Below are 10,634 nucleotides of genomic sequence, written 5' to 3'. Positions count from 1 at the left end.
TTTCGGACAGCGATGTCTTTCCGTTTCTTTGAGTGGCTGACCGAGAATCGGGATGTGTTTGCCGCTTACAAAGCCAGTTTAGGCTTTGTTTGGGCTTGAAATTTGTTTAAGTCCCACTAGCCAAGATCATCTCTCCTTTGCCCTTACCTGGCTGTAAATCCCGTTGATTTCCTCTGTTTCCCAACAAAACTAATTCCAGGTCAGTCTGGTTAAGGGTTTAAATACTCCCCACTCCCCAACCCCCACTCTCCTAGATTTTATTAAAGAAATCGGTAAAGTTGCGGGGATCGATCGAACCCTGAAGGAAGATAGGGAATAAACGACAGAGACAAAAAAGACTATGGGCAAACCGACTGGCTTTATCGAATTCCTGCGTGAACTTCCTTCCGAACTTACCCCTCTCGATCGCCTTCATAATTGGGATGAGTTTCATCTTCCCATGCCTGAGGATAAACTCCGCAATCAGGCCGCCCGTTGTATGGATTGTGGTACACCATTTTGTCACACCGGAACGCTCATTAGTGGCATGGCCAGTGGTTGCCCGATTAATAACCTGATTCCCGAATGGAATGATTTAATCTATCGAGGATTGTGGCGAGAAGCCCTCGATCGCCTTCATAAAACCAATAATTTCCCCGAATTTACTGGTAGAGTCTGCCCCGCTCCCTGTGAGGGTTCCTGTGTTCTCGGTATTCATAATCCCCCCGTTACGATCAAAAATATTGAATGTTCAATTATCGACAAAGGTTGGGAATCCGGTTGGATTACTGCCAATCCCCCCGCAATCCGTACCGGCAAAAAAGTGGCCGTAATTGGTTCAGGACCTGCGGGATTGGCGGCCGCCGACCAGTTAAATAAAGCCGGTCACTGGGTGACAGTTTATGAACGGGCCGATCGCCCCGGGGGGCTGTTAATGTACGGTATCCCCAACATGAAGTTAGATAAGGAAGAAGTGGTTCTGCGTCGTCTCCAGATACTCGCACAGGAAGGGGTAAAAATGGTCTGTAGCACGGAAGTGGGCAAGGATATCAGCGCCCAAGACCTATTAAACGAATACGATGCCGTCGTTATCTGTACCGGGGCCACCAAACCCCGGGATTTAAACATCGAAGGTCGCCAATTAAAGGGCATTCACTTCGCCATGGAGTTTCTCACCGCTAATACAAAGGCACTATTAGACGGACAGCCCGGGGAGGATTTTATCTCGGCCGCAGGTAAAGACGTAGTAATTATCGGCGGTGGCGACACGGGAACCGACTGTGTGGGGACTTCCCTGCGTCATAACTGCCGTAGCGTCACCCAATTAGAGATCATGCCGCAACCGCCCCGAGAACGGGCCGCCGATAATCCCTGGCCCGAATGGCCGAAAATCTACCGTCTGGACTATGGACAAGAGGAAGCGGCCGCGCGTTTTGGCGATGACCCCCGGGTTTATACCACCACAGCGACTAAATTCGAGGGGGATAGCGAGGGCAACGTCACAGGGATTCACACGGTACAGGTGGAATGGCAACGCAACGAAAAAGGGCAGTTTATCCCCCAACCGGTAGCAGGAACAGAAAAAGTCATCCCGACGCAATTGGTTCTATTAGCCATGGGATTTTTGGGACCAGAACAGCCTTTACTCGATGATTTAGGCTTAGAAAAGGATGCCCGCAGCAATATCAAGGCCGAACACGGTCAATTTGCCACTAGCTTACCGAAAGTCTTTGCAGCAGGGGATTGTCGTCGTGGTCAAAGTTTGGTGGTTTGGGCGATTAATGAAGGTCGCGGGGCCGCCAGGGAATGCGATCGCTTTTTGATGGGGGCGACGGACTTACCTTAAACCAGTAGTTACTGTTTTCCCCTTGTTATAGTCATGTCCAAAAAGAGGTCTCAGCCATAGCCATCAAAACCCAACCGCCGGTCAAACCCTCTCAATCTGAACAGGAGGAGCGAGGAAACAATTGTCCCTATTGCCTATCTAGACAATCGCTCCCTGTTTAAACCGTTGCCACCGATGAATCAAGCACCAACTGTTCATTGGTGGGTAACTCCAGACAATAACCCGCACCGTAAACGGTTTTAATATAGCGAGGATGACGGGGATCGGGTTCTAGTTTCGTTCTCAGATGGCGAATATGAACGCGAATAGTCTCGATATCATCATCGGGATCGTATCCCCAGACCTCCTTGAGAATATCACTAGGGGAAACGGTTTGACCGTGACGTTGGAGAAGACAGTGGAGTAACTCGAATTCTAGATGGGTTAACTTGACCACACTGTCAAACCAGACCGCTTCAAAACGTTCGGGAACAAGGGTTAAAGGTCCAAAACTGAGTATTTCTGAGTGTTTAGCGGCTTGGGGAATGCGATCGGTGCGTCTAAGGAGGGCGCGCACCCTAGCTAACATTTCCTCCACCTCGAAAGGTTTGGTCAGGTAATCATCAGCACCCGCATTAAAACCTTCCACTTTATCTTGGGTTTGTCCTAAGGCTGTGAGCATCAAAATCGGGATGTCGGACGTGCGTTCATCTCGTCGCAAACGCTGACAGACAGTAAAACCATCGACTTTGGGCAGCATTAAATCCAGCATGATTAAATCGGGTTGTAACTGGACGGCCAAGGCCTGGCCTTTAATCCCGTCCTCTGCCGGATTAACGTCATAACCCGCCATCTCCAAGTTGATGGAGACTAATTCCGCGATCGCAGGATCATCATCGATTACAAGTATTCGGGGCATTACCAGAGTGTTATGACTAAGGGTTTGGGTAGGGAGTTGCTAAATGTGTTCTTACTGACATCGCGACTAGAGCTTTGTCTCTCAAGGGCTTGAGTTTAGCACAACTTGACATCCTCGCCGCCGTAAAACGGACGGCGATTCCTCACCACGCCACTTTTTTAGGGTGGTCGTTGAATGGGGTTGACGCTTCACAGGATGCTGCTACCTTAGCGGTAGTCTTATGCCTTCCTCCACGTCCGTTTTGATTGTCCGAATGCCCTCCGGCCACTTTGAACAAGTCGAAAAAATCTCCTGTTCAACCTTATTTCCTAGAAAGTTTTACTCGTTCAAGGCCGAATTTGACTTCTTTTCTGAACGAAACCCCCTACTATCTGTGGTCAAGGTTCAGTTTTTAGCTTGGTTATCGCTTTTTCCATTGTAGCTTAAAGCCGTCCTAAAAGGACGGCGTTTTCAACCCAAATTTTCGATAAGTCTCCTGAATGTTAAGAATTTCTAAGAAGTGTGAACAGTCTTGGTCGAGAATTGATATTGGCGCTAGATTACACCCTCTCTCTCACCAAGATCAACTAGGGAGCCGTTTTTCACTAATCTTTACAATTGCGCCATCTCGATCGATACCGGTTTTAACCGGACTGAAAGTCCTTCTAGAGCTAAATTTCTCCCCTAAGCTCCCCCGGCGGCACTGTAAAAATTCTTAATAAAATTACCGATCAATTCAGTTTAATCTACCAAAATAGGCGGTTTTAGTAAGCATCTGTAACCAACCCGATCCATTCTACTCATCCCAACAGGTGATCATAATATGAGCGTTAATTTATCAACTCAACTGCGGGAAGGCACGAAAAAATCCCACACCATGGCAGAAAACGTCGGTTTTGTCAAGTGTTTTCTCAAAGGTGTGGTAGAAAAAACTTCCTATCGCAAACTGGTGGCTAACCTCTACTTCGTCTATTCGGCCATGGAGGAGGAGATGGAAAAACTTCCTAGTCATCCCGTCGTTTCTAAAATCTGTTTTCCTGAACTCAATCGCAAAAATGCGCTGGAACAGGATTTATATTTTTATTATGGTCCCAATTGGCGCAACGAGATCGCTTTATCTCCCGCAGGTCAGGCCTACGTTAACCGGATTCGGGAAATCGCCACAACAGAACCCGAATTATTAGTCGCTCATTCCTATACCCGTTATCTCGGCGATCTGTCCGGGGGGCAAATCTTGAAAAAAATCGCCGAAAAAGCGATGAATCTGGAAACTGGTGGCACGGCTTTCTATGATTTTAAAGATATTCCCGACGAAAAAGCCTATAAAAACCACTATCGTCAAACCCTCGACGATTTACCCGTGGAGCAAGCCATGGCTGATCGCATTGTCGCCGAAGCTAACGCCGCTTTTGGCATGAACATGAAAATGTTCCAAGAGTTGGAAGGTAATCTGATCAAAGCGATCGGAATTATGCTCTTTAATACTCTCACCCGTCGTCGCAGCACCGGCAGCACCGAAACTGGATTGGCTACCGCCGAATAGTAGTCAAGAAAACCTTTAAAAACGGAAATTCTAGAATTGGGGTAATGGTCAGCCATGATTATTATCTGAATTTCGGAGTTATCCGTTATATTTTTGCTTTTTATTCAGGAGGCAGGAGGCAGGAGATAGGGTGGTCACTGCGTGCGCGTTGCGGGGGGGTGTTGGGGTGTTAGGGTGTTGGGGTTTTAGTTGAAATTCCCCCACTACCCCACTACCCCACTACCCCACTACCCCACTACCCCACTACCCCACTACCCCACTACCCCACTACCCCACTACCCCACTACCCCACTACCCCGATGATCGCGAAAAAACTTCATCAAGAGGGGAACAACTTCCAGTAAGATGAAAAATGGTCAGTGAAAAAGCTAACCGAAATTTATTGTCGGAAATGGTAACACCGCCCCATTTCCCCAGACCCTAGAGGCTAGAGTCCGGTAAACCAGCGGCTAAAAATTGACATCCATGAGTGCAAGCATTTTCGATCGAGTTCAAAAAGTTGTTGTGGAACACTTAGACGTAGAGCCGGAAAAAGTTACCCCCGAAGCAAGCTTTGCTAATGACCTGGCAGCGGATTCCCTTGATGTGGTGGAGTTAGTGATGGGTTTAGAGGAAGAATTTGATATTGAAATTCCCGACGAAGCGGCCGAACAAATTGACACTGTGGGCAAAGCTGTCGAGTATATTAACGAGAAAGTAGGAGCAACCGCCTAATTATTGCGGGAAAATTGACAATTAGGATTAAATATCTGGGGCAAAATCTGCCCTTATTTTTGAACAGACATGACAGAAGTGCCATTAAAAAGGGTTGTCATCACAGGGATGGGTGCGATCACTCCCCTCGGCAATAATCTAGCAGACTATTGGACAGGCTTAATCAACGGCAAAAGTGGCATTGGTTTAATCACCCACTTTGATGCCTGCCGTCACGCTTGTCGCATTGCTGGGGAAGTGCGGGGTTTTGACCCCCACAACTATGTGGATCGCAAAGAGGCAAAGCGCATGGACCGTTTCGCTCAATTTGCCGTCGCCGCTAGTTTGCAAGCGCTGCAAGATTCTCAATTAGTTATCGACGCTCTCAATGCCGATGATATAGGTGTACTAATCGGTACAGGCGTGGGTGGCATAAAAGTGCTTGAGGATCAACAGGAAATTTACTTGACAAAAGGTCCGAGCCGGTGTAGTCCCTTCATGATCCCGATGATGATTGCCAATATGGCCGCTGGTTTAACCGCCATCCACACGGGGGCCAAAGGACCGAGTAACTGCACCGTGACCGCTTGTGCTGCCGGTTCCAATGCCATCGGCGATGCTTTTCGTCTAGTACAAAGGGGTTTGGCCAAAGCGATGATCTGCGGTGGGACGGAAGCCGCCGTTACCCCCCTAGGATTGGCTGGTTTTGCCTCCGCTAAGGCCCTATCTACCCGCAACGATGACCCCACCCGGGCCAGTCGTCCCTTTGATCAGGATCGGGATGGTTTTGTCATGGGGGAAGGGGCAGGAATTTTGATTATAGAGGAATTAGAAACGGCCTTAGCCCGTGGGGCGCGGATTTACGCCGAAATGATCGGTTATGGTCTGACTTGCGATGCCTATCACATGACGGCACCGGTTCCCGATGGTCGTGGAGCCACCAGAGCGATCGAATTAGCGATCAAAGATGCTGGCTTGACTCCGGCGGAAATTAGCTATATCAACGCCCACGGCACCAGTACGGCGGCCAATGATCCCACGGAAACCAAGGCGATCAAAAAAGCTTTAGGAGAATCGGCCTACCAAATCCCCGTCAGTTCCACCAAATCGATGACAGGCCACCTTTTAGGCGGTTCTGGTGGTATTGAAGCCGTGGCCACGGTAATGGCGATCGCTAATGATCGGATTCCCCCGACTCTCAACCTCGACAATCCTGACCCCGATTGTGATCTCGATTACGTCCCCTACGAAAGTCGTCAGCAGATAGTTAACGCTGCCCTCTCCAACTCCTTTGGATTTGGTGGCCATAACGTCACCTTAGCTTTTAGAAAATATGCTTGAGTCGATGCCCCTGAAAGAGTAATCTTTGAGTGGCTCCCTCTTTAACTGGGTCTTATTTTTGTAGTTCATTCTAAAAAACATTATGGTTGTCGCCTCCCAATCTCTCGAAGAACTTTGTATTAATGCGGTGCGTTTTTTAGCGGTGGATGCCGTAGAAAAAGCTAAATCGGGACACCCCGGACTGCCGATGGGAGCCGCTCCCATGGCTTTTGTCCTCTGGGATCAATTCCTGCGTTTTAACCCGAAAAACCCCCAATGGGTCAATCGCGATCGTTTTGTTCTCTCCGCCGGTCACGGTTGTATGCTGCAGTATGCTTTGATGTACCTGACCGGATACGATAGCGTTCCCCTAGAGGAAATTAAACAATTCCGGCAGTGGAAATCGAAAACCCCCGGCCACCCCGAAAATTTCGTCACCGAAGGGGTAGAAGTGACCACCGGTCCTCTGGGTCAAGGGATTGCCAATGGGGTCGGTTTGGCCCTAGCAGAAGCCCATTTAGCGGCCCGTTTCAACAAACCGGATGCCAAAATTATCGACCATTACACCTATGTGATTTTGGGTGATGGTTGCAATATGGAGGGAATTTCCGGGGAAGCTTGTTCTTTAGCCGGTCACTGGGGTTTAGGCAAGTTAATCGCTCTCTATGATGATAACCATATCTCGATCGATGGTTCCACCGATATCGCTTTTACCGAAGACGTGAGCAAGCGTTTTGAAGCCTACGGTTGGCACGTTCAGCACGTGGAGAATGGTAACACCGATTTAGATGCCATTGCCAATGCGATCGCAGCGGCCAAGGCTGTCACCGATAAACCCTCGATGATTAAAATCACCACTACCATCGGTTATGGTTCCCCCAATAAGTCTAATACCGCCGATGTTCACGGGGCAGCTTTAGGAGCAACAGAAATCGAGTTAACCCGGAAAGCACTAGGTTGGGAATACGAGCCGTTTGTGGTTCCCGATGATGTCCTGAGTCGTTTCCGGCAAGCAGTGGACAAGGGAGCAACGGCAGAAACGGACTGGAATAAGTTATTTAGCGAATATCAGGCTAAATATCCCGCAGAAGCGGCTTTATTTGAACAGTTAACCACCGGTCAACTGCCGGAAGGTTGGGACAAAGCTTTACCTGTATATAAACCCGAAGATAAGGCGCTCGCTAGTCGTAAACACTCGGAAATCTGCTTAAATGCGCTCGCGGGGGTGTTACCCGGTTTAATCGGTGGTTCGGCGGATTTAACCCACTCTAACTACACGGAATTAGAGCATTTTGGTAATTTCCAAAAAGGCAGTTATCAGGAGCGTAACGTTCACTTTGGCGTAAGGGAACACGCGATGGGGGCGATTTGTAACGGGATTGCTCTCCATAACACGGGATTGATTCCCTACGGGGCGACTTTCCTGATTTTCACCGACTATATGCGGAATTCTATCCGTTTATCGGCATTGTCAGAAACTCGCGTCATCTGGGTAATGACTCACGATTCCATTGCCTTAGGGGAAGATGGACCGACTCACCAACCGGTGGAACACGTTGCTTCTCTGCGCGCTATTCCTAACTTGTTAGTCATGCGTCCGGGGGATGGAACCGAGACTTCCGGTGCTTATAAAGTAGCGGTGAGCGAAACTAAGCGCCCGACGTTACTAGCATTATCCCGTCAAAATCTGCCTAATTTAGCGGGAACTTCCCTGGAGGGTGTGGCTAAAGGTGCTTATATTATCACCGATTGCGAGGGTACTCCCGATGTCATTCTCATCGGTACGGGTGGCGAGTTGTATCTCTGCGATAAAGCGGCTGCGGTGTTGAAAGAAGCAGCAATTAAAGCTCGCGTCGTTTCTATGCCCTGTTGGGAGCTATTCGAGGAACAATCGGCAGAATATAAAGAATCGGTACTTCCTAAAGCAGTGAAAAAACGTCTCGCAGTGGAAGCGGGTTCAACTATGGGTTGGCATCGTTACATCACCGATGAGGGGGATGTGTTGGGGGTTGATACCTTCGGCGCTTCTGCTCCGGGGGGTGTGATTCTAGAGAAGTTCGGTTTTACCGTGGATAACGTGGTAGCGAAGGCAAAAGCGTTGTTAGGTTAATTACCTGAAATCTTAGCTGTAATGAGTCAGAAAAATCTGGCTCATTTTTTTGTTTTTCTATTGTGACTGTCAGTCAGTGGACTAGGGGTCACGTCAGGCAGTTTAATCGAAGCATGGCAAAGGACAATTTAGCTCAATTTGGCAGATGTTTACATAATGCTCGTATTCAAAAGGGTTTATCCCAAGAAAGGTTGGCCGAAGCGGCCAATTTGGATAGAACTTACATCAGTCTTCTTGAACGTGGTAAAAGGAATCCTTCTTTACTATGCTTGATTTCTTTATGTAGAGCATTAAACATAAGTCTTTCGGAGCTTTTTAACACTATGTCTATAAATTCCGATGTAAATACTGATGATGTCAGAAGATTTGATTAAATTGCTTGAGCAGTTTTTGCATGATAACGAGCTTGAATGGGAATGGTTTGAAAAAATAGAAAGTTTTTGTAAGAGTTATAGTTTGAATATCAAATATATTACAGAAGTTCTCAATGATCCAAAAGTTATTCCTATGATTCGTGGCAAGTTTTTTGAGTTCACTGTACAAGATGAACTGTCAAAAATACTCGCAAATAATTATTTAGTTACTAATCCTCGGTTAAATCCTCAAGCCGGTTCTCACGATATAGATGTAGCTATTATCAATCAAAAAAACGCCAAAAAGTACTCTGCTGAATGTAAGTTAGCCAAAAAAGGTAGTTTCCGTCTTCAGGGAGGTATCAGACCTTTTATTGAAGTCAAATGTATGAGATCAAGAACCTTAGGAGATAAAGCAGCAGAACAAAGGTCTAAATTGATAGGAATACCTTCAACAAGCCTAAATATTCACAAAGATCAATATATTGAAACAGATTTTGATTTAGTGATTACATCTCTTGCCAATGCTTTTTTTCAGACCAATTTAGAAACGGGACTATTTGTTTGGAAGCCCACACCAAAAGAGCAAATATTTTTAAGTAAAATTAATATTAATAATCAAGAAGAAGCCCTTTTTAAAATGTACGTTGCCAGAAGTAAAGATTTAACAGCAAATCAAACCAATAACATCAATTGTTCTCGCCAGAAATGCCAGGATCAAAACTGTAATTTCATCCCTAATTATCCCAAAATTTTCTTTGATGTTAATACGGCTGAACCTCTACAACCATGGCTACCGATCAAAAAAATAGAGGATTTACTTGATTAAAATTAGCAATCAAGATATATCGAATAAACTTAATTGTAGAGGTGTAAATCTTGCAGGTTTCTGAAGATCATAATTGGCAATAAATACCTCCTTGCCCTTGCGTCTTTCACTCTGATAACCATGTTCTAATTTCAACCCATTTTTTTGATCATCAGTTCGATTAATAGTGTAATTCCATTCATTATCTTGTAAAGAAATACACCAATCATACATTTCTCTAATTTCGGAGCAATTATCATAAGTCAAAAGAAATTTAAATCGATGTTGATGTTTTTTCAACGTCTTACATAACCTTTCATGATCTTCTAGACTGAAGAAGCAGGAATAGAATTTATTTTGATCTGCTTGAAAGTAAGGAGGATCGACAAATAAAAAGTAATCATCGGGTAATTGATTGATTAAATCTTCAAAATCTAAACAAGATAAACTGACATTTTGCAGTTTTTCCGAAGTGGTTTTTAGGTGAGAAGGCCAGTTTTCAGGACGCATAGAATACTTATCACCATAGCCCCAATAACAATTTTCAAGTTTCATAATTCCTGAGTAGGAAGTTCTATTTAGATAATACCAACGCATGGCTCTTTCTAGGTCATTGGCTGGTTGAAATTCATTTTTATAATAATTGTGTAATTCTTTGGTAGCGTTTAGATCTTTTAATAATTCAATTAGACTATCAAGATGGTCTTTGATATGTCGATAACAGTTCATTAATTCTTCATCTTTGTCATTGAGAATATTCTCTGCTACACTTTCCTTAGCAAAGAATATAGATGCTCCCCCCGCAAAAGGTTCACAATACTTATGGTGACTGGGAAGACAAGCTAAGATTAGCTTACGGGCATAAAATTTACCGCCGGGATAACGAAAAGGAGAATTACTAAGTTTTTTAGCGATTTTGGACATTATCTTCAATTTTAGAGGCTTTTCTTTGAGATTATTTTAACAAAATTACGATATTTTCTCTAGGAATGTCAGAGAAGTTCGGTTTTACCGTGGATAACGTGGTAGCGAAGGCAAAAGCGTTGTTAGGTTAATTAAACTTTGCTTTTGTGGAAAAAGCCCGCGAAAGCGGTTTTTTTTGTGT

Annotated in this window: 10 protein-coding genes; 8 read left to right on the top strand and 2 right to left on the bottom strand. The window is 45.6% G+C overall.

The features are described from left to right. Window positions 1-340: 340 nt before the first annotated feature. The gene (locus EWV84_RS10355; RefSeq protein WP_287077928.1) at window positions 341-1,825 is read left to right on the top strand and encodes a glutamate synthase subunit beta; all 1,485 of its coding nucleotides are present in this window, start codon (window positions 341-343) and stop codon (window positions 1,823-1,825) included. A gap of 157 nt (window positions 1,826-1,982) precedes the next feature. Here EWV84_RS10355 and rpaA read toward each other — a convergent pair whose 3' ends face one another. Then, window positions 1,983-2,723 (bottom strand): two component system response regulator RpaA, encoded by a 741-nt coding sequence (rpaA, locus tag EWV84_RS10350; protein WP_286824351.1) that lies wholly within the window; start codon window positions 2,721-2,723, stop codon window positions 1,983-1,985. A 74-nt stretch (window positions 2,724-2,797) separates the two neighbouring features. Here rpaA and EWV84_RS10345 point away from each other — a divergent pair, with 74 nt between their 5' ends. The 7 genes from EWV84_RS10345 (at window position 2,798) to EWV84_RS10315 (ending at window position 9,550) form a co-directional block, all read left to right on the top strand. After that, window positions 2,798-2,968, top strand: a complete 171-nt coding sequence (locus tag EWV84_RS10345; RefSeq protein ID WP_287077927.1) for a hypothetical protein — start codon at window positions 2,798-2,800, stop codon at window positions 2,966-2,968. A 557-nt stretch (window positions 2,969-3,525) separates the two neighbouring features. After that, window positions 3,526-4,245, top strand: a complete 720-nt coding sequence (locus EWV84_RS10340) for a biliverdin-producing heme oxygenase (protein ID WP_287077926.1) — start codon at window positions 3,526-3,528, stop codon at window positions 4,243-4,245. Between the two features lie 465 nt (window positions 4,246-4,710). Beyond that, window positions 4,711-4,959: an acyl carrier protein gene (locus tag EWV84_RS10335; protein ID WP_286826504.1), complete on the top strand. Its 249-nt coding sequence runs from the start codon at window positions 4,711-4,713 to the stop codon at window positions 4,957-4,959. A 69-nt stretch (window positions 4,960-5,028) separates the two neighbouring features. Beyond that, a complete protein-coding gene (gene fabF, locus EWV84_RS10330; RefSeq protein WP_287077925.1) occupies window positions 5,029-6,279 on the top strand; it encodes a beta-ketoacyl-ACP synthase II in 1,251 nt (416 codons plus the stop codon). An 82-nt stretch (window positions 6,280-6,361) separates the two neighbouring features. Then, window positions 6,362-8,368, top strand: coding sequence for a transketolase (tkt, locus tag EWV84_RS10325; RefSeq protein ID WP_287077924.1), 2,007 nt, complete (start codon window positions 6,362-6,364; stop codon window positions 8,366-8,368). 113 nt (window positions 8,369-8,481) lie between these two features. Next, a complete protein-coding gene (locus EWV84_RS10320; protein ID WP_036386251.1) occupies window positions 8,482-8,742 on the top strand; it encodes a helix-turn-helix domain-containing protein in 261 nt (86 codons plus the stop codon). Continuing rightward, window positions 8,720-9,550, top strand: coding sequence for a restriction endonuclease (locus tag EWV84_RS10315; protein WP_287077922.1), 831 nt, complete (start codon window positions 8,720-8,722; stop codon window positions 9,548-9,550). The genes EWV84_RS10320 and EWV84_RS10315 overlap by 23 nt, the downstream gene beginning before the upstream one ends. 9 nt (window positions 9,551-9,559) lie before the next feature. Here the strand turns inward: EWV84_RS10315 and EWV84_RS10310 are convergent, their stop codons facing one another. Beyond that, window positions 9,560-10,453, bottom strand: coding sequence for a DNA adenine methylase (locus EWV84_RS10310; RefSeq protein ID WP_287077920.1), 894 nt, complete (start codon window positions 10,451-10,453; stop codon window positions 9,560-9,562). Window positions 10,454-10,634 lie beyond the last annotated feature (181 nt).

Origin of the sequence: Microcystis sp. M_QC_C_20170808_M3Col (genome assembly GCF_007095505.1) — a bacterium.
Lineage (GTDB): Bacteria > Cyanobacteriota > Cyanobacteriia > Cyanobacteriales > Microcystaceae > Microcystis.
The sequence above is the reverse complement of the archived record's forward strand: the minus strand, read 5'-3'. Positions and strand labels throughout refer to the sequence as shown.